At 70.5% G+C, this 25388-nt stretch carries 19 protein-coding genes; 6 read left to right on the top strand and 13 right to left on the bottom strand.

Annotated features, from left to right (window positions below; all coding sequences use genetic code 11):
- Nucleotides 1-17: 17 nt before the first annotated feature.
- From ACFY1U_RS39780 to ACFY1U_RS39720, 13 genes are read right to left on the bottom strand one after another with little or no spacing between them, the layout of a single operon-like run.
- Nucleotides 18-1166, bottom strand: coding sequence for an acyl-CoA dehydrogenase family protein (locus ACFY1U_RS39780; RefSeq protein WP_390698916.1), 1149 nt, complete (start codon nucleotides 1164-1166; stop codon nucleotides 18-20).
- Nucleotides 1163-1420: a phosphopantetheine-binding protein gene (locus tag ACFY1U_RS39775; protein WP_390698915.1), complete on the bottom strand. Its 258-nt coding sequence runs from the start codon at nucleotides 1418-1420 to the stop codon at nucleotides 1163-1165. Before ACFY1U_RS39775 ends, ACFY1U_RS39780 begins: the two co-directional genes overlap by 4 nt.
- Complete coding sequence (locus ACFY1U_RS39770) at nucleotides 1417-1854, bottom strand: cupin domain-containing protein (protein WP_390698914.1); 438 nt, start codon at nucleotides 1852-1854, stop codon at nucleotides 1417-1419. Before ACFY1U_RS39770 ends, ACFY1U_RS39775 begins: the two co-directional genes overlap by 4 nt.
- A gap of 2 nt (nucleotides 1855-1856) precedes the next feature.
- The gene (locus ACFY1U_RS39765; protein WP_390698913.1) at nucleotides 1857-3128 is read right to left on the bottom strand and encodes a condensation domain-containing protein; all 1272 of its coding nucleotides are present in this window, start codon (nucleotides 3126-3128) and stop codon (nucleotides 1857-1859) included.
- On the bottom strand, nucleotides 3125-4852 hold the full coding sequence (locus tag ACFY1U_RS39760) for an ATP-binding cassette domain-containing protein (RefSeq protein ID WP_390698912.1): 1728 nt from the start codon (nucleotides 4850-4852) through the stop codon (nucleotides 3125-3127). Before ACFY1U_RS39760 ends, ACFY1U_RS39765 begins: the two co-directional genes overlap by 4 nt.
- Nucleotides 4849-6558, bottom strand: a complete 1710-nt coding sequence (locus ACFY1U_RS39755; RefSeq protein WP_390698911.1) for an ATP-binding cassette domain-containing protein — start codon at nucleotides 6556-6558, stop codon at nucleotides 4849-4851. The genes ACFY1U_RS39760 and ACFY1U_RS39755 overlap by 4 nt, the downstream gene beginning before the upstream one ends.
- A complete protein-coding gene (locus ACFY1U_RS39750) occupies nucleotides 6555-7928 on the bottom strand; it encodes a hypothetical protein (protein ID WP_390698910.1) in 1374 nt (457 codons plus the stop codon). The genes ACFY1U_RS39755 and ACFY1U_RS39750 overlap by 4 nt, the downstream gene beginning before the upstream one ends.
- Nucleotides 7925-8716, bottom strand: coding sequence for a nucleoside-diphosphate kinase (locus ACFY1U_RS39745; RefSeq protein ID WP_390698909.1), 792 nt, complete (start codon nucleotides 8714-8716; stop codon nucleotides 7925-7927). The genes ACFY1U_RS39750 and ACFY1U_RS39745 overlap by 4 nt, the downstream gene beginning before the upstream one ends.
- Nucleotides 8713-9165: a hypothetical protein gene (locus ACFY1U_RS39740; RefSeq protein WP_390698908.1), complete on the bottom strand. Its 453-nt coding sequence runs from the start codon at nucleotides 9163-9165 to the stop codon at nucleotides 8713-8715. Before ACFY1U_RS39740 ends, ACFY1U_RS39745 begins: the two co-directional genes overlap by 4 nt.
- Nucleotides 9162-10484, bottom strand: coding sequence for a histidine phosphatase family protein (locus ACFY1U_RS39735; protein WP_390698907.1), 1323 nt, complete (start codon nucleotides 10482-10484; stop codon nucleotides 9162-9164). The genes ACFY1U_RS39740 and ACFY1U_RS39735 overlap by 4 nt, the downstream gene beginning before the upstream one ends.
- The gene (locus ACFY1U_RS39730) at nucleotides 10481-11953 is read right to left on the bottom strand and encodes a B12-binding domain-containing radical SAM protein (protein ID WP_390698906.1); all 1473 of its coding nucleotides are present in this window, start codon (nucleotides 11951-11953) and stop codon (nucleotides 10481-10483) included. Before ACFY1U_RS39730 ends, ACFY1U_RS39735 begins: the two co-directional genes overlap by 4 nt.
- A 15-nt stretch (nucleotides 11954-11968) precedes the next feature.
- Nucleotides 11969-13453, bottom strand: a complete 1485-nt coding sequence (locus ACFY1U_RS39725; RefSeq protein WP_390698905.1) for a radical SAM protein — start codon at nucleotides 13451-13453, stop codon at nucleotides 11969-11971.
- A 52-nt stretch (nucleotides 13454-13505) separates the two neighbouring features.
- On the bottom strand, nucleotides 13506-14630 hold the full coding sequence (locus tag ACFY1U_RS39720) for a nucleotidyltransferase family protein (RefSeq protein WP_390698904.1): 1125 nt from the start codon (nucleotides 14628-14630) through the stop codon (nucleotides 13506-13508).
- A gap of 329 nt (nucleotides 14631-14959) precedes the next feature.
- Between ACFY1U_RS39720 and ACFY1U_RS39715 the strand changes: the two genes are divergently transcribed.
- From ACFY1U_RS39715 to ACFY1U_RS39690, 6 genes are all read left to right on the top strand, one after another.
- The gene (locus ACFY1U_RS39715) at nucleotides 14960-15997 is read left to right on the top strand and encodes a TauD/TfdA family dioxygenase (RefSeq protein ID WP_390698903.1); all 1038 of its coding nucleotides are present in this window, start codon (nucleotides 14960-14962) and stop codon (nucleotides 15995-15997) included.
- A complete protein-coding gene (locus ACFY1U_RS39710; protein WP_390698902.1) occupies nucleotides 15994-16650 on the top strand; it encodes a hypothetical protein in 657 nt (218 codons plus the stop codon). Before ACFY1U_RS39715 ends, ACFY1U_RS39710 begins: the two co-directional genes overlap by 4 nt.
- Nucleotides 16651-16886: 236 nt before the next feature.
- Nucleotides 16887-17960 (top strand): serine hydrolase domain-containing protein, encoded by a 1074-nt coding sequence (locus tag ACFY1U_RS39705; RefSeq protein ID WP_390698934.1) that lies wholly within the window; start codon nucleotides 16887-16889, stop codon nucleotides 17958-17960.
- A gap of 162 nt (nucleotides 17961-18122) precedes the next feature.
- Nucleotides 18123-18917 (top strand): TauD/TfdA family dioxygenase, encoded by a 795-nt coding sequence (locus tag ACFY1U_RS39700; RefSeq protein ID WP_390698901.1) that lies wholly within the window; start codon nucleotides 18123-18125, stop codon nucleotides 18915-18917.
- Nucleotides 18914-20839 (top strand): amino acid adenylation domain-containing protein, encoded by a 1926-nt coding sequence (locus ACFY1U_RS39695; RefSeq protein WP_390698900.1) that lies wholly within the window; start codon nucleotides 18914-18916, stop codon nucleotides 20837-20839. Before ACFY1U_RS39700 ends, ACFY1U_RS39695 begins: the two co-directional genes overlap by 4 nt.
- Nucleotides 20836-25386, top strand: a complete 4551-nt coding sequence (locus tag ACFY1U_RS39690) for a beta-ketoacyl synthase N-terminal-like domain-containing protein (RefSeq protein WP_390698899.1) — start codon at nucleotides 20836-20838, stop codon at nucleotides 25384-25386. Before ACFY1U_RS39695 ends, ACFY1U_RS39690 begins: the two co-directional genes overlap by 4 nt.
- The last annotated feature ends 2 nt before the right edge of the window (nucleotides 25387-25388 follow it).

Here is a 25388-nt window from a genome sequence, read left to right as displayed (position 1 = left end):
CGCGTCTCGGCAGCGCGTCAGAGCAGTCGGACGGTGGGGTCGAGCAGGGCGAGGGCACCGGTGGCGGGCCACATACGGTCGTTGGAGTGGTTCAGCGGTGCCGAGGACAGGTCCCGGTGCAGACGGGCGACCTCGGACCGGCTCGCGTAGCCGGCCATACCCGTGACACGCAGCAGCGCCTCAGCTGTGCGGGCCGTGGCCTCCGACACCGCCAGTTTGAGGGAGTTGAGCCGTACCTGAGCGAGTGGGGTGGCCAGGGACAGCCCGCGTCGTCGTGCGTCCTCGGCGAAGTCGACGACCCGGTTCAGATAGGAGCTCGCGAGATCGAGGTCCACGCGTATCCGGGCGAGCCGCTCACGCACCGCTTCCCCGGGCGGAGTCCCGGCCCCGCGCAGGTCGCGCAGCACGGTGGCGAACCCCGCGTGTGCGGCGCCCAGCCAGCACGCCGCCCAGCCGATGTGCGCGGTGGGCACCATGCTCTCGCGGGCGACAGTGCCGAACTCGCCGGGGACGCCCACGACGTTCCGCGCGGGCACCGCCCCCGAGAGCAGCAGGCCACCGCTCTCGGTACCGCGCATGCCCAGCGGATCCCACTCACCGATCGCGGAGAGCCGTAGATCCGCACGATCGGCATAGACAAGGGACACCGAACCGGAGGCGGCGTCGGGAGCCGACCGAAGCGTGATCAGGAAGCCGTCGGCGTGCCGTCCGCCGGAGACGACCGGTGCCCGCCGACCGGTGAAACGGAGCAGACCGTCGTCGGCGGTCAACGGGGTGCCGGCGGTGAACAGATCGGAGCCGCGTCCCGTCTCCGTGGTGACCGAGGCCAGGTAGAGGTGTCCGGACGTGAGCCGCGGCAGCAGCTCCGTCTGCAGATCGCGACAGGCGTGGCGAAGGAGTGCGTCGGTCTGGGAGATGTGCATGGCCCACACCAGAGCCGTGGACAGGCAGGCGCCCGCCAGGGTCCGGGCTACGGCGACGAGATCGGACATGCTTCCGCCGGGCCCGCCCGCCCCGGTGGGGACGATCAGCCCGAGGAGCCCGCTGTCACGCAGCACGGCCAGATTCTCCTCGGGCAGTACGGCGTCGCGGTCGGCACGGTCGGCGTTCGCCCGCAGGGTCTCCACGACCTTGTCGAGAGCGGGTACGGCGCTGCTCGTCGTCATCGCGCCCCTTCGTTCCGAACCTTCTCCAGCACCGCCCACAGTGCGCCCGGGGTGGCGAAGTTGGAGTACTGGAGCAGTTCGTCCGGCATGACGATGTCGTAGGTGGTCTCGATACGCATGATGAGAGCCACGACCGCGACGGAGTCCAACCCGTGGGCCGACAGGTCGATGTCGGCACGCAGCGGGGTGTCGGCGGGCAGAGCGGTTGCCACGTCGCGCACCAGCGCCTCGAACTCCTCGTTCCAGTGGGTCATACCGGCCGACGTGTTTCATCGTGTACGACGGTCATCCGCTCCGCCGAGTCGATGGGGTGGTGGGGAGTGCTGAACGAGAGGATGCGCAGCCGCTCCCCGCTGTCGGGTCCGCGCAACCCGTGCGGGTACACGGCGGGGACGAAGATGGACTGACCGCGCCGCAGCCAGTGATCCACGCCGTCGATATGGATGGCGCCGGTGCCCTCCAGCACGTAGAGCAGGTGATCGCCCTCGTGCACATGCAGCGGGAACGAACTGCTCGAGTCCAGTTCCAGCAGGTCCAGGCCCATGGTGGGCCCGAAGGCGCTGACGGCGGCGGCACCGGAGGCCCCGGTGATGCCGCGTACCGGCACACCGATGTCGTCGATCACCTGCTTCTGTTCGGCGGCGGCCAGGTCGATCAGATGGTGGGCGAGGTCGAAGAGGTCTGCCATGGTCATCCTCCGGTGGGGGACGCCGCCGCGGCGGCTAGGTGGGACACACGGTCGGTGAGCGCGTGCAGCACGTCGTGGGCCAAGGCCTGGGTGGCGATGCCGTCCTGCCAGAGCAGGTGCAGGAGCGCGCGGTCGTGGTAGCGGTAGACCTTGAGGACGAAGGGTCTGCCTCGCCGCCGGGCGCGGTCGGGGTGGATGGCACCGTCGGGTGGGGCCGAGAGCGGCGTCGGCAACAGCGGCGGCGGCTCGGTGGGGGTCAGGCGCTCCTGGTAGTTGAACCAGGCCGCCGTCGTGACCGGATTGGGGTCGGCGGGCAGCAGCTCGCGGCGTAGTCGCTCCACCCGCAGCCGGTCGGCGTTGGCGGTCACCGCACCACGCAGCCACCGGGACACGAGCGCGGTGGGCGGGTCGTCTCGGCGGACCAGCAACGGGGCACGCAGGAACAGACAGGCGGCGGACCGGCGCTGGGCGGCACTGTGTCGGTTCGTCACATGTGCCTGGAGCCCGGCGACGGATTCCCCGGTCAGGTCGCACAGCGCGGATCCGTACGCGGCGGCGAACACCAGGGACACCGGTACGCCGTGTACTGCGGCGGCCGCTTCGGCGTCGCGGCCCAGCGCGGTGGACTCGGCGAAACAGGCGGAGAAGGCCGGGACTTCGGCGATCGCCGGGCCTGGGGAGTTGTCGCGCAGCTCCGTCAGATGGGCGCGCCATCCGGCGAGCGCGGCGCTGTGGTGTCTGCGGCCCGCGGGAGAGTCCTCCCAGGCGACCACGTCCCGTGGCTGGGCGACATCGGCGGCCAGCCGCACGCCACTGAGCAGCCCGACCAGGTCGTCGCACAGCACCCGTACCCCCCATCCGTCGACGACGAGGTGGTCGGCGACGACGCCGACGCTGCGGACCGTTCCGCCCGCGCATCCCAGGACCACCCGCACCGCCCAGCCGTCGGCGAGGGCGAAGTCGGTGCGCAGCCAGCGCCGAAACACGCCTTCCGCCTCGTCCTCCGGGGCGACGACGGTGATCCGGTCGACGTCGGTGGCGGTCACGGGGAGCACCTGCTGGGTGGCGTCCTCGGTGAACCGGGTACGCAGGGAGGGGTGCCGTGTGACCAGTTCGGTGACGGCGGCATGGGCGTGCCGAGCCGTGGTGTCCACGGGCATCGCTGCCGCTGTGGCCATGTTGTACTCGTGCGGGTCGGTGCGGGCCAGCGCCGGGTGCTGACCGATCCGCCACCCCGCATGCCAGTCCAGCTGAGGCCAGTTGAGCCTGGTCACCGGTACCCCCTTGCCTGGGCCGAGTAGAGGCGGGCGTAGTGGCCGTCCGCGGCCATGAGTTGGGCGTGGCTGCCTTGTTCCGCGACGGCGCCGTCGGTGAGAACCACGATGAGGTCCGCGTCGCGGACGGTCGCCAGCCGGTGGGACACCAGGACGGTGACCGCGCCGGTACGGGCGCCGGCCTCCCTGGCATACGTGGTGAAGCGCTCGAACAGGTCGTGTTCGGCGCGCGGGTCGAGCGCGGCGCTCGGCTCGTCCAGCACGAGCAGCAGAGGATCGGGGCGCATGGCGGCGCGGGCCAGAGCGAGCCGTTGCCACTGCCCCCGGGACAGATCGCTGCCGCCCGTCCCCAGCCCGGTGTCGAGGCCGTCCGGAAGGAGCTCGGCCTGCGACCGGGCGCCGGCCACGGCCAGGGCGTCGAGGACGCGGACATCGTCGGACAGCCACGGCAGGTGGCCGACGCCGACGTTTTCCCGGAGTGAGAACTCGAAGGTGGCGTACTCCTGGCGGACCATGGCGACCCGGGCGTCGAAGCCGGTGAGTTCGGCCAGCGGGGTGCCGTCGACGAGCACCCGGCCGGCGCTGGGGGCGCGGAGTCCGCTCAGCACATCGACCAGAGTGGTCTTGCCCGCCCCGTTCTCCCCGACCAGGGCCACCACCGAGCCCGCCCGCAGATGCAGGTTCACCCCGACCAGGACACGGCGGTGCCCGCGGTCGCAGCAGACCGCTTCGAGGGTGATCCCGTCACGCAGCCGGTCCGGCGGGCCCAGGGCACCGGTCCGCTCGGTGCGCCGGGTCCACAGCCACTCGTAGTGGCGGACCACGTGCCCCGCGGCGGCCAGTCCGCGCAGGCCGTCGACCACGCCCGCGACCTGGACGCGCAGGCCGAGTCCGAGTCCGGCGAAGAGCAGGACGTCCCCCGCCGAACCGGTGCCGACAGCGACGACCAGGCCCGCGGCGAACAGCAGGGAGAAGCTTGCCCAGCCGACGCATCGCAGCAGCGCGGCCATCGCTTCGGCCCTGTCGCGGCGCCGTTGCACGTCGGCCGCGAGCGCGTCGGCACGGTTGCCGAGCAGGTCGGCGATCCCGGAGACCGCGATGTCGCGCGCTGCGGCCCGGTCGAGGAACAGTGCGTGCAGGGAGTCTTCGACCCGCCGGTCGGCGGTGGTGTCCGCGACCGTCCGCCGCACCACCCGGGCTCCGAGCACCCCGAGCCACAACGGTGGCAGCGCGGCCGGCACCAACAGGGCCAGCAGCGGGTGCACTCCGGCGAGCAGCCAGACGGAGAACGCGACACTGACCGCGGCGGCTGCGGTCTCCAGCCACACCCAGCACACGGAGGCCAGGGCTTCGGTCTCGGTGCGCAGCAGGTGCAGCCGGTCGAGGACGGTCGGGTCGTCGAGGTCGTCGATCGCGGGGGTGGCGGTGGCCAGGGTCATCATCTCCGCGCCCAGAGCGATGGTCGTGTGGTGGGTCAGGTCGACCCGGAAGTTGTGCGCCTGGCGAAGCCCGACGGCGAGGATGGCGTACCCCAGGGCCCCCAGCGCCGCCGCAGTGAGCACTTCTCCCGGGGTGTCCGCACGGATCAGCGCGCGCTGCGCGAGTCCGGTCAGCGGCAGGACGGCCGCCTGCACCAGGATCAGGGCCGTGGCCAGACGCGTGGTGCGGGGATCGAGGCGGTACGCCAGGGCCAGCACACGGCCCACGGTGGCGAGTCCGGTCACGCGGCCTCCCCTGCGAAGCGAGCGGCCTGGGTGCGGAAGAGGCTGGCGTAGAGACCGTCCACGGCGAGCAGGGTCTCGTGCGAACCGGACTCGGCGACCCGCCCGCCGTCGAGCACCAGGATGCGGTCCGCCCGGCGCAGGGTGGCGATCCGGTGGCTCACCAGCAGCACGGTGGTGCCGGGCAGCGCGGTGACGACACGGTCGAAGAACTCGGTCTCCGCACGGACGTCCAGATGTGCCGTCGGCTCGTCGAGCGCGACCAGATGGCACCCGCCGCTCGCCGCTGCGATGGCTCTGGCCAGGGCGACCTGCTGCCACTGGCCGCCGGACAGGTTCGCGCGGCCCGCCAACAACGGGGTGTCGGGGGAGTGCGGCAGCGCGGCGCCCGCGGCCGCCAGCGCGGCGTCCGCGAGTTCGGGGTGAGCGGGGCTGACGTTCTCGGCGACGGTGAGCGGGTAGCGGGCGAAGTCCTGGAAGATCAGGCCGATCAGGGCCTGCCAGGAACGGGGGTCGAGGGAGGCGATGTCCACCCCGTCGGCGGTGATCCGCCCTGCCGTGGGCCGCCGTAGACCTGCCAACAGGGTCAGCAGAGTGGTCTTTCCGGCACCGTTGGCACCCACCAGGCCGATCACCTCGCCGGGACGGATCTCCAGGTCCAGTCCGGCTAGGACGGGGGCATGGCCGGGGTGTGCGAAACCGACGCCCTCGAAGCGGACCAGTGGTGGCGCCGGGGCCGGGGCCGGCCGGCCGGCCGGAGGCTGTCCCGACATGGTGCGCAAGCGGCCGACCGCGGCCCGTACGTCGCGGCCGTGGTCGATGTCGAAGGCCTCCGGCCCCGGGTAGGCGATGCGGAACACACCGGTTCCCGCGACCACCGACGTGGCCAGCACTCCCGCTTGTGGCGCTGCCAGGCCGGGTACCGCGTAAGCGGCGAAGGCTGCGCCGACCGCGGCCACCAGCAGCCACGCCTGGCGACGGTAGATTCCGTGCCGCAGAATCAGCACGGCGCTGAGCCCGCCGCCTGCGACACGGTCGCGCCGGTCGACGAGCCAGCGCCCGAGTCGCAGCAGCCGTACCTCGGCGGCGGGGCCGGGCTCAAGTGCCAGCCCGAGCAGGTAGTCGCCCTCTCGGGCGGCCGGAGCGGAGGCGCTCTGGGCGCGCAGCACCCGCAGCCAGTCGCGGCGGGCGACCTCGCGCATGGCGAAGGCGGCGGCCAGGAGACCGGCCGCGAGCCAGAACGAGACCCGTGCGACGACCACCGCGCAGACGACCGCACTGCCCGCGCGGGACAGCAGGGTCACCCGGGCCACGGCGGCGCTCCCCCCGGTGCGCGTCCGGCCGACACCACCGGGTTCGCCGATCAGCGCGGCATCACCGAGCACCGTCCGATCGTCGAGATGGGTGATGGTGGCAGGTGTCGTGAGCAGAGCGCGGACCAGTCGGCGCAGACCGCGGTCGATCCGGCGGGCACAGGCCGCGCCGAGGGCCTGTCCGGCCGCGTCGGCCGCGGCGTCGAGGACCAACAGCACACCGACGAGCACCAGCGGTGCGGCCAGGGCTCCGGCATCGTCTCCCGAGCGGGCGGTCGCGACCACACCGCCGGTGGCCACGGCCAGCCCGGCGGGTATGAGCGCGCCGAGGGTGTGTACGGCCACCAGAGCGGCACCGAGTCGGCCCGCGCCGACACCCGCGATCTCCACCGTCATGAACGGCCCACCGCGTCGGCGAGGGCACGGCCGAGCAGAGCCGCCCCGTGCGGGGTCGGATGCACTCCGTCGATCAGGCACGGCTGTGTCTCCTCGGTGAACGCCGTGGACAGATCCAGGAAGACCGCGCTCGGGAACTGAGCCGCGAGGTGCTTCAGCCCGTCCCGGTAGGTGCGATACACCGTGTCGATCGTCTCGGCGTAGTCGTCGAAGACGGTGGCGCGGTCGGTGAAGGGGTGGTCGTAATGGCGCCGTACCCAGTCCCGGGTGAACTGCTCGCCCAGGACCGGGTGGAGCAGGGAGTGCGGCTGCAGCGCGCAGACGAAGCGAATGCCGTCCCGGGCGCAGGCGGCCGCCATCAGCGCCTGGTTCTCCAGCCACAGCCCGGCGCGCAGTTCCGGGCCGGAGGCGGGGAAGGCCAGGGTGTCCAGGGGCAGGCCGCGCGCCACGGACGGCTTGCGGGCGAACGGGACCCGCACGTCCCGGGCCTCCTGTGGGGCGTGTACCCGCAGGAAGTGCTGGTGATCGTGGAAGGTCCAGTTCAGCATCGCCGCTCCGGGTCCGTTCACCAGACGCATGGCGAAGAGGTTGTTGAAGTCGTTCCAGCCGGAGAGGCTGATGGCCACATCGGGCCGGCAGTACCGCAGCCGGTAGAGGAGCAGCGCGGACTCGCCGCGCGACCACTCGCCGGGAGCGGCGAAGCAGAGGACCTCGCTGTCGGGCAGGTGGCGGTACACCGCGGCGGGGATGGTGCGCGAGTTGTCCGGTTGTCCGAGACCGTAGAGCACGCTGCCGCCGAGCAGCACGATCCGGTGCCGCTGTCCCGGTTCCAGGGAGGCCGGTTCCACCATGCCGGGGATGCGCAGGAACCCCAGTGGGCTGACGTCGAGAGTGCCGAGGGCGTCCACCCCTGCGAATACGCCGCCACATGGCAGGGCACGACCGGTCACGGGATCGAACAGCTCCGGCGGCTCAGGTGCGGAGGCGGTCCGACTCAGCAGCGTGGCCAGCAGCGCGGCCCGTCCGAGGCGCTGTCCGTCCGGGAACAACAGCTCCCGCGCTCCGGCACGGGCCGCCGCCCGCACGGCCGAGGTCCGGTCGAGCCGGTTGCCGTCCCCCCGGAAGACGGCGAACCTGGTGACGCCGGCGGAGCGGATCCGGCGAATCGACCGCATGGAGAGCGAGCCGGTGTCCAGTTCGGCCCACGGCAGGCCGATCACAGCACCCCGGCCGCGGCTCTGCGCACGCCATCGGCCGGCCAGTTCGGCGGGCATCACGAGCGGTCCCGGAGTCCTGCCCGCGGCGCGGACCCTGCCTACGGTCGCGTCGAGGCCGCGCGGCCACCCCGGGCACAGGAGCGCCATGGTCATCGGATCTCCTCGGCGATGAGCGCGTGATCCCGGGCCGGCACGGCGGCCAGCAGCCCGAACTCCCGGACCTGGGCGGCCAGTTCCGCGGCCTCGTCCCCGGTGGCCGGTGTCGCCAGCCCGCCCGGGTCGTACAGGGCGGCCAGGGTCGCCCGCACGCCGAACTCCGGGGTGTCGGTACCGAGGAGACGGGCGAGGAAGACCGCGATGTCGTCGAAGGCGATCACCCAGCGGGCGGGCACGGTGATCCGCAGGCCCGCCGCCGGCGGCCAAGGCGACCAGCGCGCGGGGCGAGTCAGGCCGCGGCCGGGCACATCGGCCCACACACCGTCCAGGGCACGCTCGCAGTCGGCCAGCGGCCAGTCGCGCCAGAGCGGGCCCGTCGGGCGGAATCCGTGGCCGGGACCGTCCCCGGTGAGGACCTCGATCTGACGCTCGGCCTCGTCGAGACTGTCGGGGCAGTGCACGAAGTTGCCGTAGAGGAATCCTCCGAGCCGGGCGCGGGTGGCGGACTTGTACTCCAGCAGCCGGGCCAGCGCCTCCGGTCCCTCGACGACCGCCGTCTCGACCGTCCTGCCGACCAGATAGCGGCGCAGCAGACCGGCGGTGAGGGCGCGTTCGTCGGGGAAGATCCGGAAGTACATGCCGGCCAGCTGGGACTCGGTCAGGTCGAACCGGCGGCGGGCGACGACCCGCAGCCCTGACGCGCGCACGTCCGCGATTCCCTGATCGACCATCTCGTGCACGATCGCGTCCGGTTTGAAGAGCAGTAGTGACCGCTGTGTGCTCACTCCGACGCCTCCCGGGCCAGCGCGTGGTCGGCGTAGGCCGGATCGCCGGTGACCTCCGCACCGCACCACGAGGGCACGGTCAGTGCCTCGTCCCGCGTGGACAGCTCGACCTCGGCGAGGACCGGTCCGCCGCGGTGCACGTCGACCAGCCACACCCGGCCGGCGTACGTGATCCGGTGGCGGCGCTTGACCGAGCGGCGGACGGCCGGAGAGGCGAACAGGGCCGCGCCGAACTCCTCGGGCAGCGGGGCGTGATACTCGCGGCGCACGAGTCCGCTGCCGGTGTCCTTGACGGTGAGCCGCCAGCCGCCGTCCCTGCGGCCCACGCGGAGCAAGGTGCGCTCGTCGGCGAACACATAGGCCTGGGCGATCTCGATGGCCTCCGTGCCCCGCACGACTGAACGGTCGCGGACCAGGAACCGACGCTCGATCTCCAGGTGCGCTCTCACGCGGTCACCTCTGTCGTCCAGTTGGCCACGGCATCGCGATAGAGCTGTGTGTAGTGCCCGACGGGAGCGGCGGCCCGATCTCCGGTGAGGAAGTACGAGAGGCCGAGCAGCAGCCGGACCAGCACCAGGATCCGCAACTCGCCGTCGATGCCGTCGTGCGGTCTGCGTCCGTCACCGGCCGCCGGGTAGAGGGCGCTCGCGCCGACCAGGGAGCAGGCCTCGGGCCATGTCTCAGGCCCCAGACACAGTCCGTCGAAGTCGATCCTGTGCAGTCGGCCGTCGTCGCTGAGGGTGTTGTCGCGGTGCATGTCGAAGTCGGCCACCGCCACGTGTCCGGCCAGCAGGCCCGCGACACGGGAGTCGGCGGTGAGCACCCGTAGACCGGCCGCTGCCTCGCTGTCCGGCCCGGCCAGTACTTGGGCGACCCGCTCCGCGAGGCTGGGCAGACCGATGCGCAGCTCACTCGTCAGGCCGGCGTCGATCCGCCCGCTGACGGCGCGATAGTGCGCCAGCAGTTCCCATTCCGTCGCGGGAGCCACGCGGTGCGGCACGGGTGAGCCCGGCAGGTGCCGGCGTACGAGCACCGTGTCGTCCCGGTCGGGTGCGGCGGCCAGGACGGGTGCTCCGACCGCCTCCTGGATCCGCAGGTAGCGGTCCAGGTCGTCGGTCCGGATCCGCTTGGTCACGTACCGGCCGCCGGGTCCAGTGTCCACGGCATGTACGGCGGGACGCCACGGCTGTCCCAGCGGTACGGGACCGAGTCGTGCCCACGGTTCCACCAGTTCGTGGGTGTCACCGTGGCCCACGGCGACCGGGAGGGTACGGTCCCGGCGCGCGGCGGTGTTGACCAGGCAGCGCAGGAACGCGGCGTGGGTGACGGCGAGGTGCCGTCCGCCCAGGTCGCCGACCAGGGAGAGGAACGCCACCGCGCGCGCCTGCACCTGTTCCCCCGGTTCGGCCCCGGGTATGGCGTCGAGGTCCCCGCGCGCCAGCCACACCCGGTGCGCGCCGGAAAGGCTGATCCGGGCCTCCTCGTGCGGGACGCCTTCCAGCACGCCGGCGCCCGCTTCGGCCAGGACCGGGTGCACCCGCGACGGGACTCCCAGCCGGTCCGCGACGATACGCGCGGTGGATCGGGCGCGAACGGCGTCGCTGCTCCACAGCACGTCGACCGAACCCGGCGCCAGCCGCTCGGCCCACGCCTGTGCCTCGGCCCGCCCGGCAGCGGTGAGGTCACCGGCGGTGCTCCGACCTTGGATGCGTCGGGCCGCGTTCGCGAGGGACTCGGCATGCCGGCGCAGCATGAGCACGTCGCTCATGCGCCCGCGCCCAGCGCCGCGCCGGAGCGCGCTCGCCACACCCGGTGACCGGCCTCGTGGCCCATGGTGATGAACGCGGCCGCCGCCGATCGGCCGTTCACCGGGTCGGCCAGCGCACCGCGGACGTCCCGGTCGAGCACATCGAAGCCGGGAGCGGCGCCGTCGCGCTCACGTAGATGTGAGTGACGGGAGGTGATCCCGCCCGCGTACACCAGCATTTCGCGCAGTTCACGCTCGTCGAAACTGCTGGCCGACACGACCCGCAGCCGGTTGTCCGCCTTGATCCAGATGTCGTCGTCGGTGCGGTCGAGGAGTTCGAACAGCTTGGTCTCCGGGATTGCGGTGAGGTGGTACGAGTGCACCGACCACGGGCGCAGTTCGTCGATGGTGAACCGCAGTGACTCACGCAGGCCGGTCATGTCGTCGCCGGGCAGACCCACGATCAGCTCGGCCCGCCACGGCACCCCGCGCGCGGCCAGGTGCGGCACGAACCGCATGATCTTCTCGAAGTGGTTGCCGCGTACGTGCTTGGGCACGTTGGGATTGGTGGTCTGCAAACCCATCAGCAGTTCATGGATGTTGGACTCGACCAGCAGCTCGACGAACTCGTCGTCGAGGAACTCCGGGCGCATGTACGCGGTGAGGGCGATCTCGGGGGCAAGATCGCGGAAGGTACGGAGGATCTCCTTGCCGCGTGCGGCCTTTCCACCCAGAATCGGGTCGATCAGGAAGATGCGGCGGATTCCGCGGTCGCGCATGTTCCGAATCTCGGCGCGGACGAACTCGGTGTCGAAGGTGGCGAAGAACGGCAGGGTGTTGTGTCCGCAGAACGAGCAGTCGTAGATGCATCCACGTGCCGTCTCGTACCAGGCGAAGTCGGTGTCGATCCGGTCGCCGTCGAGCATCGACTCGAACTCGGGGGAGAACAGCGCGACACCCTGCGGGAGGCTGCGGTTGCCTCGGTCGGGCACGGCGTACCGGTAGGCCCGGACGCGGTCACGGGACGCCGAGTACACTGGTTGCGTACAGTCCTCTTCGAGGCTCGGGCCGGCGAACACCGGGTCCGTGGCACGGCGCTCGCAGAGCCAGACCAGAGGTTCCTCGCCCTGACCCATGACGTACACGGTGTCCTGTGGCCATCTGGTGTAGTCCATCGCCCGGGTCTCAGGCCCGCCGCACACCACCAACGGGGCGTCCTCGGCGGCGCACAGGTGCTCGGTGAGTTCCCTGGCCCGTTCCATGGTCCAGATGTAGGCGGGCACCCCGACCACGTCGAAACCCTCGTCGAGCAGGGCCGATGCCGCAGCACGAGCGGAGTAGCCGCGCTCGTCGAACGCACGGAGCCGTACGTCCCACTCCGGGTGCGCGGTGCGCAGGTAGGCGCCCAGCCGCATCGCGCCCAGCGAGTGCGTGATCGGATACTCGTCGAACCGCAACGAGTCGAAGTAGCTGACGACTGCCACCTTCATCGCTTCGTCCCCCCGTCAGAGCGAGTGCCGGACCGCGATCTCACGGAACGAGCGCAGCTCGTCCGGGGCGATCACGGGAGTGGGCGGGGTCTTCTCCGGGTGGCGGGCCAGGTAGTCCTTCGTGCACAGCGGGTCCTTGACGGAGCTGAACTCGCCCGTGGTGCGCTCGGGATCGAATCGCCCGATCTGGACGATGCGCCGGGTCGTCGAACCCGAGCGGCATGAGCTGTGCAGGTCACAGGTGGTGCAACCGGCAGGCTTGCGCAGCGCTTGGCGAAAGTCCTCCAACTCTCCCGAGCCGTTCCAGAAGTCGCGCAGGCCGGCGAACTCGGAGTCGATGTTGCCCAGTTTGCGCGGATGCATCAGACAGGGGGTCACACTGCCGTCGGGGTTGAGCGCGATGAGCTCCTGTCCGCCGATGCACCCGGTGAGCCCGGGGATGCCGATGTCGCCGCATCCCGCCATGGGATTGGAGACGTTGGTGATACCGATGCGGTCGCCGTATCGATTCTGCAGGCCGGAGATGAACTCGATCGTGTCGTAATAGGCGTCCACCTGCTGCGAGTAGAAGCCCTCCTCGTGATGCAGGCAGCGCTCGGGATTGGCGAACTTGATCACGTCGGCCCCGAGTTCGATACCCAGCAGGACCAGAGCCTCCAGCTCGGACTTGGGTGTGGTGGGCTCGTACGTGGGCTTGATACATACCCGGGTCGCCGACCCGGTCTCGTCCCTGCGGGCGACGGTCCTGCGTACCGCGGCCACGGTCTTGTCGAACAGCCCGGCGCCGCGGATGGCGCCGTGCGTCGCCTCGGACGCGCCGTCGATGCTGAAGCTCACGGACTTCAAGTGGTTGCGGAAGACGATGTCGAGCACGGCGTCGTCGATCAGCAGTCCGTTGGTGGCCATCGACGTGTAGAGGCCGTTCTCGGTCGCCGAGTCGAGGTAGTTGGCGAGCGCGCGTTTGTTGATCGTGGGCTCACCGCCCGCTAAGTGGACGCGCATCACGCCCCATTGAGCGAGCTCCGCCATGACCTCGCGGACGCGCTGCTCGCGCAGTGTGGTCGGGCCGAGGAACTCGGCGGCGTAGCAGAAGGAGTCCTGGCCGCACTTGTGCCGGGCGAGGTTGCACAGCCAGGTGTAGTCGAAGTAGATCTCCAGCGGCCCGCTGAGCCGGTCCCGGTACGGTGAGTGGATCTCGCGCAGGCTGCCGTCGAGACCGAGCTCCCGCAGCTCCTCGACGAGCAGGGGCGACAGACCGGTCGTCCAGTCCAGACCTTCACCACGCCGACGGACCGCTTCGGTGACGGCAACGTTGTCTCCGCCGTCGCGCGGCAGGAAGAACGCGTGTCGCCTGTCGCTCCACAGAAGGGGGCCGCAGAACTCGTGCCGGATCACGACGTCCGTGCGCCCCACAGGGTGAGTCGGTACGGGGGCGTCCGGTCGTGGGCGCACGTCGAGGGTCAGGGGCACCGATCCGGATGCAGGGGTGGGGGTGGGCATGATGCTCCTCGGGCGGGGGCCAGTGGGGGGCGCGAAACCTGATGGGGGGCGTTCAGGTGAGGGGGATGGACGAGGCGGTCGCCACCCGGTCCGGACGTGAGACATCGAAGAGACGATCCAGGAACGGCGTTCCCCAGGGGCCGGGCCGGCCGTCGAAGGTCCCGTATTCGTCCAGGTAGGCGGTGTCCGCGGGCTCGAAATGAGCCACTTCGACGGGGGGTACGGCTTCCGGGTAGAGCAGCGACACGTGGTGGAGCGCGTAATAGACGCTGCGGTCCGCACGGTAGCGGGAAGCGGCCGCGCGGACCGCCGACCACTCTTTCTCCTCGGTGATCGAAAGTGCTGCGAGCGCGACATCGTGGAACTTCAGCAGCTCAAGGTCGGAGCCGTTCTCGATGTAGTAAAGACTGGTCGACTCTTTGTGCAGATGGGTACACAGGTCGATGAACCGGTCGGCTGGACCGAGTGCTGGGCCCACGCGGCCGAACATGGGAAAAGGTACAGATCCTGCCAGCATTTCAATCGTCGAACAGGACGCCTCCGAGCGCGCCGGAAAAATGTCGAAACAGATGTCGACGCGGTAGCTCTCGACCAATTCCCGGTTCGCCAGCTTGACCAGTGGCAATGCGTTGGGAAGGTTCACCTGCCAGAACATCCGGGTGGTGCGGCGGTAGTCCAGCAGCCGTGTGCCGCCCTCGTCCAGCCAGCCCTCTCGGTACCCCAGACTTGCCAGGACCTCCGCCAGGGCCGGCAGATCGGCACGGTCGACGAGCAGGTCCAGATCGTTGGAGCGGCGCAGCCCGGGATCGCCGTACAGACAGGAGACCGTGGGGCCCTTGCGGACCGCGAACGCCGGACCATGGGTGGTCAAGGCGTCGATGACCTGGCCGTATTCCTCGGCCAGCAGGGCTGCGCGGTCTCGGGTGGCGAGGTAAGCGGCCTCGTAGACCCAGTGGTACGGGATGGCCGGCATCCCGGGTTCGCCATGGAAGAGCCGGTGCCGGGTGATGTGCCTGCCGACCAGCGGGAGCAGGCGGTGTCGTGCGGCTCGGTCGATGAAGTAGCCCCAGTCGAACTTCCGGCCGTGCTCGGCCAGCAGCGCCCGGCACTCCGCCAGCGTTCTCTCATCGAGAACGAGTCTGGCGAGTGCCAGTAATAACGATGATTCGCCCCGCATACAGAGGATACCTTCCGAGGGTTTTTGCAGCTCGAAATGGCAAGAGGACAGGCCACGAACCCGACAGCGTGGTCAGGTCGATACTGGGCCATTCGGCGCCAAGAAGTAGAAGGCCGTACGGTTATGGGAGTCTGGTGCCCAGCCCGATACCGCGTCAACCCCTTGATTTCACCGTACAGGAACTTGAAACACGGCGTTTATAAAGAGTGGGCGCGGGCTTGGCCCTTGACCGAATCGAATGCCGCGGGCTACGTTGATCGATACGGGTTATCCATGGTGAATTCGGGCCAATTCGGCCAATCTGCCCACGTCTCGACGGGAGCAAACCCTTGTCTCAGCAGGTCTTCACGGACTCCCTCCCCGACGCCCCCCTGAACGGCCCCGAGGTGTGGCGGGGTGCCGAGCTGGCCGCCGTGCCGGAGGAGTGGCTGGTGGAGCTCGACGAGCAGGATCTGGACGAACTGGAGCAACTGCCCGACGTGGACGGTCCGTTGCACCTGGCCGATCCCGCCGCATTCCGTTTACCCCGCATCGCGGACAAGGCGCGGCGGTGGCGACAGGTGCTGGAGAACGGCCCCGGGGTGCTCCTGGTGCGCGGACTTCCGGTGGCGCACGTGCCCACTCGTCGGTCCGCGGTGCTGTACTGGGCGCTCGGGCTGGCGGTGGGAACGCCGACACCCCAGGACAAGCGCGAGCTCTACCTGGCCGACGTCCGAGAGGACGGTGCGCCCGGTCCGGACCGGTTCGCCTACCAGACCTCGGTGGAACTCCCGTTCCACACCGACTGGTGCGATGTGGTCTCCTTGCTCTGCCTGGCCAGGTCGCGCTCGGGCGGGACCTCCCGCATCGCCAGTTCCGCGCTGGTCTTCAACGAGATCCTGCGCCGTCGCCCGGACCTCGTCGTCGCCCTCGCCGAACCGCTGTGGATGAACAACCGCGACGAGGCCGACGGTGACGTACGCCCCTACTATGCCGCCTCCCATGTCTCCTGGGTCGACGGCAAGCTCTCCTTCCGTCGGCGCCCGTCGTGGCGCAAGCGCGCCGCCTCCAGCGGCAGGCCCCAGTACCTCCAGCAGTCGGCCGTGGACGGCCCGCCGCCGCCCAGCCCCGCCCAGACCGAGGTGCTGGCGCTGGCGGACCGGATCGCCAACGAGGACGGTGTCGCGCTGACCATGGACTTCCGTGTCGGCGACGCCCAGTTCATCAACAACCACGCTGTCCTGCACGCCCGGGACGCCTTCGTCAACGGCGAGACCTCCGACGAACAGCGTCACCTGCTGCGGCTGTGGCTGACCCTTCCCGAAGGGCGCGCACTGGCTCCCGGGTACGCGGTCGGCATCGCCCGTCAGCACCACCTGCCGGCATGAGCGCCACGGCACCGTGGCCGACCCTCTCCCACGTGGACTGGTCCGACTGCGCAGGGGTGGAAACGGCGTTACGGTCCGCGTTGCTCGTGCTGCGCGAACCCGGCACCCTGAACGAACTCGTCACCGCGGCCGCCAAGGACGATCGGCTCCTGAGCCTGTCGGAGGTGCGCTCCTGGGGCAACCGCCTCACGGTGTACGACGATCCCCGTACCGGCGTCCGGCTCCGGCTGCAGCATTGGCTGGGCGGTGACACCGACCCCCATGGCAGACCGCACAACCACCGCTGGTGCTTTGCCTCCACCATCCTCCGGGGTTCCTACGAGCACCATCTCTACGGAACGGTCGACGAGGTGACGGACCGTCTGGCAACAGGGCCCGTGCGTCCCCTGCATGTCCGGACCGAGGCGAAGGGGAGCCTGTACGTCCTGCGTGCCGACCAGGTGCACGCCGCCACGGCGAGGCCCGGAACCCTCTCTCTGTTACTGCGCGGCCCTGCCGCATCTGACCACGCGGTGCGCCTCAACGCCGACCACAGCGCTCTGTCGGAGCGCAAACGAGGAGCGGCCATCGAGAGCCGTGCCGAACTGCCGAACGTTTCCTTCACGACCGAGCACGCCGTGGAGCTGGCCAGCGAACTGGCCTCCTCGCGGTAATTCGACATGCACTGCAACAGGCGAAGTGCGTTTGTCAAGGCTGAAAGGGAAGTGTGACCGACATCGGTCACATGATCTCTGCAAGGTAGGGCCACGCCGATGCGCTGGGTAGATTGAACATCGAAAGATTCAATTGCTCACGACCCAGATCGTGCCATTTCCATGGTGCGCACAGGCGCGCGGTGTAGGGATCCGAATTGCAGCAATTCAGTCAGCTGGTGACGGAATTCACGGACATGTTTCCCGACGACGGCCCACATGCGGCCCAGCTGTGTGTGCACCTCGACGGCCGCAAAGTTGTCGACCTGACAGGTGGACCCTGGCCCGCACGGGGGCTCCAAGTCGTTCGATCCGTGTCCAAAGGCGTCCTGGCACTGCTGGCGGCGGTACTGCACGAGCGGGGCGCAGTCGATCTCGACGCGCCGGTGAGCGAGGTGTGGCCGGGCTTCGCCGTCGCCGGCAAACAGGACATCACGCCACGTTTGCTGCTGAGTCATCAGGCCGGACTCCCGGTCTTCGACCGGCCCATCACGCCCGCCGACGCCCTGAGCTGGGATCCCGCAGTCGAACTGCTGGAACGCCAGCGGCCCCGATGGGAACCGGGGACCAGGCACGGATACCACGACCTGACGTTCGGATGGCTGGTCGGGGAGGTCCTCAGACGGGCGACCCGGTGTGGCGTCGGAGAGCTGGTCACCAGGGAGTTGAGCTCGAGGCTCGGCCTGGACCTGTGGATCGGCACGCCCATGGCGGAACTCCCACGCGTGCAGCCGCTGCGATCGGCTCCGGGCGCGCGCCCGGCGATACCCGACCGGTTCGACTCCGGGCTGTTGGCGAGCGCCCTCGGCAATCCGGACCTGGCTCCCTTGGAACACTCCATCGAGTACCTCACCGCCGAGGTGCCGGCCGCCAACTGCGTGAGTGACGCGCGATCGCTCAGTCGGCTGTTCGCCGCTGCGGTCGGCGAGGTCGACGGGATCCGGCTGCTCGGTGAGGGTGCGCTGAAAGCCGCGGTGGCGACGAGAGCCGACGGTCCGGACCTGGTCGTGGGTTGGCCCCGCCGCTATGCCAGCGGATTCATGCTCCCCGATCCCACCCGCCCTATGGGCGGCGTCGACTCCCTCTGTTTCGGGCATTACGGCCAGGGCGGTGTGCTGGTATTCGCAGACCCGGCGACCCGACTTTCCTTCGCTTTTACCACCACCACGATGCAGACCTATCTGGATGCGGATCCGCGGACCAGTCCACTGGCCCGGACAGCTCTCGAATGTGCGGAAAGCGATGCCTTCGAACGAGTTCGGGCGCGGTAGCCAACGGATGTCGACCGACACCGAAGAAGGATACGTATGCCTTTCATCTTCGATCGGGTGAACGATCTTCTGGATCGAGAAGTGCGCCCGAATTCCCCCCTAACGGACTGGCCGACGAGCGCTGCCCCGGTCGGTGGGGAAACTCTCGGGCACACCGTTCGGTTGGCGGAGGAGATCGCGAGCCAACGGCTGGCGGTGGTCGGCCTTCCGACTGCTCTGAACGACCACGAACTGACCGTGGCCACATGGAATCTGGTCACCCTGTTGCTGCGGCCCGTCGCGCAGTACGAGACCGGCGAGCTGATCTACCCGGTCGAGGTGCGGGCCGGTGGGCCGAGCTCGAGTCACTACTCCGCGAGCGCCGCTGCCGGAGGGCTGCACACCGACGGCAGTCTTCTCCAGCTGCCCCCGGATGTCGCGGTGCTGCTGTGTCTGTCCGAGGCCGACGAAGGCGGTGAGACCGTCCTGGTCCCGGTCAAGTCTGTCCACCGGCACCTTGCGCGGTCCCACCCCGCATTGCTGCCGCTGCTCCACGACGACCAGCCTTTCGCGACGGACGACGATCGTGAGCGTCCACGGCGGTGGGCCCCGGTGCTGCGCGACGCCGAAGGCTCCGAGAGGAAGGAGGGCTCGGGGGAATCGAGTTCGCCGCGCGGACGCTACCTGCGCAAGTACATCGAGGCCGGGTGGCGACTGGCCGGACGCCCTGGCCCCGGGGAGCTCACGCAAGCCCTCGACGCCGTCGATTCCTTCATCCTGAACACCGCCGAGCAGCTCACGTTTCCGCTGCGCCGGGGCGAGGTTCTGTTCTGGCGGAACGAGGAGTTCTTCCACGGACGCAATGCCTTCACCGAGCATTCCCGGCGCAGGCGGCTGGTTCGGATCTACGGCCAGGACGACATCGGACGCCCGGTCCACGACCATCCGGCCGGCCTTTCCTCGGGGCAGGCGGTATGACGGCCGAGGACGCCCATGTCATCGTGCGAGTGGCCCGCCAGGCCGCCCGCACGCCTCGGGCGGTGGCGGTGGTCGACCACGGCGAGGACATCACCTACGCCGAACTCGTCGCGCGCGCCGCGACGGTGGCCCGCCGTGTCGAACTGCACACCGCGCCTGGTTCGGTGGTCGCCGTGCGTGCGCCGAGAAGCGCCGACGGGGTGGCCGCCATGCTGGGGGTCTGGTGGGCCGGCTGCACCTATCTGGCCCTTGATCCACGGATGCCGGCCGCCCGGCTGTCGGCGATGCTCGCGTCATCAGGGGCCAAGGCCGTGGTCGTGGCCTCCGAAGTCGCCGACCACGACGCGGACGTCCCGATCGGCGATCTGCCCGTCATCGCTGTGACTCGGGCAGGTGACACGCTCGGGACCGACGACGTGGCCGGTCAGAAACGTGCAGCGGCCGGCCCTGCCGTCGCTCCCCGCCCGACGGCCGACATCCTGTACCTGGTGTACACATCCGGGTCCACAGGCGTGCCGAAGGGCGTCCAGATGGGGGAGTCGGCCTTCCGCGGACTCGTCGAGTGGCACGAGGCGGAAGGGGGCCGGCCGGGGCAGAGGACCGCGCTCTTCGCGGCTGTGGGATTTGACGTCGCGTTCCAGGAGATTGCCGCCACGCTGTGCACCGGAGGCACACTCGTCGTCATTGACGAACCGGTACGGCGGGACCCGGCACGGCTGTTGGCGGAACTGCGACGAAACTCGGTGCACCGGCTGTTCCTGCCGACCGCGGCGCTGCAACTGCTCGCGGAACAGGCGGATCCGACCGGGGAGTTCCTGCCGCTCACGTTGGCCGATGTGATCTGTGCCGGTGACCAACTGCGCATCACACCTGCCGTACGGTGCTTCTTCGCCCGGCTGGACGGGTGCCGCCTGCACAACCACTACGGGCCCGCCGAGACCCATGTGGTCACGTCCTGGACGGCATCCGGTCCCCCCACGACCTGGCCGGACACCGCCCCGATCGGAACACCGCTGCCTCATGTGGAGGTGGAGATCGCCGACGGCGCCGGCGGCACACCGCCTTCGAACGGCCCCGGTGAACTGGTCGTGTACGGAGTACGGGTGGGCCGCGGATACGTGGGACGGCCGGATCTGACCGCGGAGCGTTTCATCTCCGGACCGCGGCGTGGCTATCGGACCGGGGACCTTGTGGAGTGGCGGGACGGCGTGCTGGTCTTCCGTGGCCGGCGCGACCGGCAGGTCAAGGTGGACGGCTTCCGGGTCGAGCCGGACGAAGTGGAGTCGCATCTCGCACAACACCCCGGGGTGGCGGAGTGCGCGGTGGACGCCGAGACCACCGAGTCCGGGACGACCCTTGTCGGTTATGTGGTGCCGAGGGCCGACCGGCTGGTGGCGCCGTTGGCCTCGCGGCAGTTGAGGGCGTTCCTGAGGGGCCGGCTGCCGGCGTACATGGTTCCCCTGCGCTTTCACGAAGTGAGCGCGATCCCCATGACCGTCAACGGAAAGCTCGACCGCGATGCCCTGCGAGGGCTGGTCGGGCCGCCTCGGGGCGAGGACCCGGCAGCGCAGGACAGGGCCACCCCCGTCGCGGAACGGCAGTCTCTGGAGGCTCTGGTGCGAGGAGCGTACGCGGAGGCCCTCGGGCATGACGACATCCGCGTCGATGAGAACTTCTTCGAACTGGGCGGCACTTCGCTGCGGGCGGCACAGGTACGCGCCGCACTCGGCCGGACCCTGGGCAAGGACGTACCCATCGTCCTGCTCTACGACCATCCGACGGCCAGGGCTCTCGCGGCGGCTCTCGAACCCGGCAGCACCTCCGCGCCGCCGGATCGTGGACGTGGTGGGCAGATCAGCGCACGCGCGTCCGCAAGGGCGGACCGACGCACCGCACGCCGCGAGGGACGGAGGGGCCGATGAATGCGTCACCACCCCCCGACGGCACGGTGGCCGTCATCGGGATCGGCTGCAGGCTGCCGATGGCGCCGGACGTGGAGAGTTTCTGGGACAACCTGGTGAACGGCCGGAACTGTGTGCGGCGCGTGACCAGCTCCGCCGACGGCGTGCTGTGGGCCGGCTCCGTCGTCGAGGACATAGAGGGGTTCGACACGGCGCTGTTCCCGATGTCCGCACGCGAGGCCGCGCTGCTCGATCCCCAGCACCGGATGTTCCTCGAATGCTGCTGGTCCGCGCTGGAATCCGCCGGGATACCGCCGGCCTCCTCCTCATCGGCGGGCAGAGTGGGCCTGTTCGGCGGAGTGGGGATCTCCAGCTACCTCGTGAACAACGTGCTCCCCGGCATGCTGAACTCCCGGCGAACGTTCCTCGACGACAGCGCCGACCTTCAGGCGATGATGGCCGCCGACAAGGACTACCTGACGTCTCGCGTGGCCTACCGGCTGGACCTGCGCGGACCCGCGATCACGGTTCAGGCAGCATGCGCCACCGGTCTGGTCGCCGTCCATCTTGCGGCACAGAGCCTGCTGAACGGCGAGTGCGACATCGCGCTCGCCGGAGCGGCCAACGCGAGCGTCCCACAGCTGAACAGGCACCTCCATGAGCCCGGCATGGTGCTCTCGCACGACGGCCGCTGCCGCAGCTACGACGCCGAGGCGAGTGGGACGGTCTTCGGCTCCGGCGCCGGCGTGGTCGTACTCAAACTCCTTGCGGACGCGGAACGCGCAGGGGACCCCGTCCTCGGCCTGATACGCGGCAGCGCGGTCGGCAACGACGGGGCGCGGAAGGCCGGGATGGCCGCCCCGTCCAGCAGGGGACAGGCCGCCGTCATCGCCGAGGCGCTCGCGGTCTCGGGTCTGGACCGCACCGACATCGACTATGTCGAGGGGCACGGCACCGCGACCCCGGTGGGTGACCCCATCGAGGTCACGGCATTGAACAGCGTCTTCGCCCAAGCGGATCCGGCCGCACAAGGAGCCATCGGCCTGGGATCGGTCAAGAGCAACATCGGGCACATCGGTACCGCGGCAGGAATGGCCGGGCTGATCAAAACCCTGCTATGTGTCCGGCACGGCACGCACGTGCCGACCTTGCACTTCGTCCGGCCTCATCCGGACGCGCCCTTCGACGAGGGCCCGTTCCGCGTGGTCACCGAGCGAGGTGCCTGGCCACGGCGTTCCGGAGGCACCCCGCGCCGCGCGGGTGTCAGCGCCTTCGGCCTCGGCGGCAACAACGCGCATGTGATCGTGGAGGAGTACCTGGCACCGCAGACACCGTCTCCTCGTACCACCAACCCCGTCGGCTGGCATCTGATCCCGCTGAGCGCCGCCAGCGACACCGCACTGGCCCGCAGCGCCGCCGTGTGGGGCAAAGGCGCCGGTGCGGCGGCCGAGGCATCGGTCGCGGACATCGCCCACACCATGGCCCTCGGGCGGGAGCACCACCTCAGCCGGGTCGGCCTCGTGGTCCGCGACCGCGACGAGCTGGACCATGCGCTCCGGTCGGTCGCCGAGGGACGCCGGGAAGCGGCCCACGCGGTGACGGACCCCATGGTCGCGTTCATGTTCACCGGACACTTCCCCGCCGCACCCGGACTCGGGGCCTTGTACGACGAGGATCCGGTGCGGGCCGTGCTCCGCTCCGCCGATCCGGTGATGCGCGCCGAGACCGGTGTGTCCGCCACCGAGGTACTGGTCCAGGGCCTCGGGAAGGACCGGCCGCTGAGCATCGGGCAGCCCGCGCAGTTCGTCCTCCAGGCCGCGCTGTACGCGCTGTGGCAGTCATGGGGAGTGCGGCCCGGAGTGGTGATCGGGCACAGCCTCGGGGAGTTCGCGGCCGCTCACGCGGCCGGCGTGTTGGAGCTGGACGACGCGATCGGGCTGGTCGCCGCCCGGGGACGATTGCTCGAGTCGATTCCCCCTGGCGGATCCATGGCCGTGCTGGAAGCGAGCCGTCAGCAGGTCTCCGACATCGCCGACCGCTTGGGCCTGCCCCTGTCCTTCGCGGCCGTCAACAGTCCGGTCAGCACCGTGGTGTCGGGCCGGGCGGCCGTCGTCGAGGCGGTCGCCGCCCAGGTCGCCGCCGCCGGAGGCCGTGTCAAGGATCTCGGCTTCGGCCCGGCGGGGCACTCCGAAGCCGTGGAGCCCGTACTCGACGAGTTCGCCGCGGCGGCGCACAAGGTCCGGCTCCGGCCTCCGGGCCTTTCCTTCGTCTCCACCCTGACGGGCGGCCCCATCGACGAACAGCTGACCGATCCCGCGTACTGGGTACGGCACTTGCGTGAGACGGTGCAGTTCGCGGCCGGGTTCGAGCAGGTGCTCGCGCGTCGCCCCGCGGCCCTGCTGGAGGTGGGGCCCGCTCCGGTGCTGGCAGGGACGGTGGCCACCGGCTGGCCCGGTCTCGACGTGCCCGTGCTGCCGACTCTGCGGCCGGACACCGATGCCCGCCGAACCGCTCTCGGATCGCTGGCGGCCCTGTTCGAGAAGGGGGTCCGGGTCGGCTGGGAGGCGGTCACGGCCGGCGCCGGAGGCCGTCGGCGGCCGCTTCCCACGTATGTGTTCGACAGGCGACGGCACTGGATGCAGACCGAGGCCGAGGACGAGCCGGACCTGTCCGCGGTGCCGCACGTCCCGTACCACCAGGTGAGCTGGGAGCCCGAGGAATCGCCCGAGCGGCCACGCCTGCTCCGCGGCCACTGGCTCGTGATCCCCGACTCTTCCGGCGTCGCGGCCGCCGTAGGCGCCAGGCTCCAGGAACTCGGGCACCTTTGCACCTCGGTGACCGGGCTCACCTCTGAGGACATCGGTACCGGAGCCGTCACGGTGGAGGGGCGGTCCCTCGCCGAGTTCCTGCGCTCGCCGTCCCTTCCGCTGTCCGGCGTTCTCTGCTTCCAGGCCCTCGACACGGTCGTCGACGCAGCCGTCGACCCCGATGTGCGGCCTGAGCGGTGGGACGCCGACACCTTCGGCGCGGTCACCGAGCGGTTGGTGTCGGGCCATGTGCGCGTCCTCCAGGAAGTCACCGGGGCCACAGCGCCGCTCCGCACCTGGTTCATCACCCGGGGCGGCACCGGAGCCGCGGGTACTCGGCTCTCTCCGCCCCAGTCCATGGCGGCCGCGGTCGCGCGCTGTGCCGTGCGTGAGTTCCCGGACCTGCGCTGCTTCCGAGTGGACCTCGACCCGGGCCGGCCCGGCGACGGCAAGCGCACGGACAGTGCGGACCACGGCGGACTCGACGCCGATGTGGACGCCGTACTGGACGCACTGGCGCGGAGTGACGAGCCTGACGTGTCCTACCGGAAGGGGACACGCCTGCGCCGCCGTGTCGTCCGTGCCGAACCCGTCACGACGACGAAGCCCGGGGGCGACCTGGACCCCGCGGGAACCTACCTGGTGACAGGCGGTCTGGGCGGTCTGGGCCCCACGACGGCTCGGGTGCTGCTGCGGGCGGGGGCGGGCCGAGTGGTCCTGGTCGGTCGTGCCGACGACGGGCCCACCCGGCGGCGTCAAGCGCTGGACGACATCGCGAAGGCGGTACCGGGGCTGGAGGAGAGGATTGGCTTCGACTACACCGATGTCCGGGACACGGCGGCCGTCCTTGCGCTGGTACGACGCCACCAACGGCCCGGACAGCCCCTGCGCGGGGTGGTGCACGCGGCCGTACAGTTGAGCGACGCCGCACTGCACCATCAGGACCCGGCCCGGATCCGCAAGGCACTCGGCGCCAAGGCGCTCGGGGCCTGGAACCTGCATCTGGCCCTCGCCGAGTGCTCCCAGCTGGACTTCTTCACCTGCTACACGTCTGCCTCCGGTGTCCTCGGGAACGCCGGGCAGAGCAACTACGCCGCTGCCAACGCCCTGGTCGACGCACTGATGGAGTGGCGGGCCGCGACCGGCCTGCCCGGCCAGAGCCTGGCGTGGGGTCCCTGGGCGGAGACCGGCCTCCTGGCTGACGACACGCGCCTCCTGGACACCCTGCGGAATTCCGGAATGGGGCCCCTGTCGCAGGACCTGGGCGAACGAGCCTTGGGCAACCTGCTCGGGCGTACCTCCGGAGCCGGAGCCGTCCTCGCCAACGACTGGACCGTATGGCGGCGCGGCGTGAATGCCGCGGAGCAGCGGGCTTACGACGGTCTCGCCCGGACACCGGCCGACAGCCTTGAGGAACGGCGGAAGGACGGCTCCGCCGCCGCGGAACTCTCCCGGCTCCTGAGCGCCGGCGAGTCCGCGACGGCCGGTGCCATGGCACTGACGCGAGTGACCGAGATCGTCACGAAGGTCCTGGGGGAGGCGGCGAAGGCCGACGCCCGTCTCCGTGACCTGGGTCTGGACTCGCTCATGGCGGTTCAGCTCCGCAACGCCCTGGTCGAGGCCTTCGGCGTCCCACTGGCCGTGGACGTCTGCCTCCGGCTGGGCTCGCCGGTCGAGCTGGCGGAACACCTGGTGACGCTCATCCGGGGCGAAGCGGGCAGTCCTCCCGCCCAGGTCGCCGCGGCCGGGACGGGGAGGTGAGC

The organism is Streptomyces sp. NPDC001351 (genome assembly GCF_042896045.1).
GTDB lineage: Bacteria > Actinomycetota > Actinomycetes > Streptomycetales > Streptomycetaceae > Streptomyces.
The sequence above is the reverse complement of the archived record's forward strand: the minus strand, read 5'-3'. Positions and strand labels throughout refer to the sequence as shown.

Excerpts from the sequence above, each read along its gene's own strand:
- ACFY1U_RS39780 (WP_390698916.1), bottom strand. The coding sequence starts at position 1,166 with ATGACGACGAGCAGCGCCGTACCCGCTCTCGACAAGGTCGTGGAGACC.
- ACFY1U_RS39775 (WP_390698915.1), bottom strand. The coding sequence starts at position 1,420 with ATGACCCACTGGAACGAGGAGTTCGAGGCGCTGGTGCGCGACGTGGCA.
- ACFY1U_RS39770 (WP_390698914.1), bottom strand. The coding sequence starts at position 1,854 with ATGGCAGACCTCTTCGACCTCGCCCACCATCTGATCGACCTGGCCGCC.
- ACFY1U_RS39755 (WP_390698911.1), bottom strand. The coding sequence starts at position 6,558 with ATGACGGTGGAGATCGCGGGTGTCGGCGCGGGCCGACTCGGTGCCGCT.
- ACFY1U_RS39750 (WP_390698910.1), bottom strand. The coding sequence starts at position 7,928 with ATGACCATGGCGCTCCTGTGCCCGGGGTGGCCGCGCGGCCTCGACGCG.
- ACFY1U_RS39735 (WP_390698907.1), bottom strand. The coding sequence starts at position 10,484 with ATGAGCGACGTGCTCATGCTGCGCCGGCATGCCGAGTCCCTCGCGAAC.
- ACFY1U_RS39730 (WP_390698906.1), bottom strand. The coding sequence starts at position 11,953 with ATGAAGGTGGCAGTCGTCAGCTACTTCGACTCGTTGCGGTTCGACGAG.
- ACFY1U_RS39725 (WP_390698905.1), bottom strand. The coding sequence starts at position 13,453 with ATGCCCACCCCCACCCCTGCATCCGGATCGGTGCCCCTGACCCTCGAC.
- ACFY1U_RS39720 (WP_390698904.1), bottom strand. The coding sequence starts at position 14,630 with ATGCGGGGCGAATCATCGTTATTACTGGCACTCGCCAGACTCGTTCTC.
- ACFY1U_RS39710 (WP_390698902.1), top strand. The coding sequence starts at position 15,994 with ATGAGCGCCACGGCACCGTGGCCGACCCTCTCCCACGTGGACTGGTCC.
- ACFY1U_RS39705 (WP_390698934.1), top strand. The coding sequence starts at position 16,887 with ATGTTTCCCGACGACGGCCCACATGCGGCCCAGCTGTGTGTGCACCTC.
- ACFY1U_RS39695 (WP_390698900.1), top strand. The coding sequence starts at position 18,914 with ATGACGGCCGAGGACGCCCATGTCATCGTGCGAGTGGCCCGCCAGGCC.
- ACFY1U_RS39690 (WP_390698899.1), top strand. The coding sequence starts at position 20,836 with ATGAATGCGTCACCACCCCCCGACGGCACGGTGGCCGTCATCGGGATC.